1 protein-coding gene is annotated in these 326 nt (G+C 64.7%); it reads right to left on the bottom strand.

From position 1 onward, the window contains the following. On the bottom strand, positions 1–326 hold a 326-nt coding region (locus tag QWI17_RS00160; RefSeq protein ID WP_302720485.1), incomplete at both ends, for a hypothetical protein.

The raw sequence follows: 326 nt of genomic DNA, 5'->3' as shown, positions 1-326 counted from the left end.
GGTAACCCTGGGTCACCCACTGCGGCAGGCGCCAGTATTCGGCCGTGGTCTGGCACAGCGCCATTATGCGCACGCCAAACAGTTCTTCCTCGACATGGGCGGCCTCTTCACCCTTGTGGATCACCCGCAGCTCCCAGGTGTCGAGCAGCTTCGGGTAGGCCAGTGCCAGCGGCCAGAGGGGCGACAGGAACAGCAGGCTACCCCAGTGGATTTCCTGCCACAGCCGGGCCAGGCGGCTGGCGAACAGGCCGCTGGCCTGCTGCGCTGCGTGCTGGCTGATCATCTGGAACTGGCACAGAACCGGCGGGATTTCTTCAACAGGCACT

Origin of the sequence: Gilvimarinus gilvus, assembly GCF_030518155.1 — a bacterium.
In the GTDB taxonomy this organism is placed as follows: Bacteria; Pseudomonadota; Gammaproteobacteria; order Pseudomonadales; family Cellvibrionaceae; genus Gilvimarinus; species Gilvimarinus gilvus.
The sequence above is the reverse complement of the archived record's forward strand: the minus strand, read 5'-3'. Positions and strand labels throughout refer to the sequence as shown.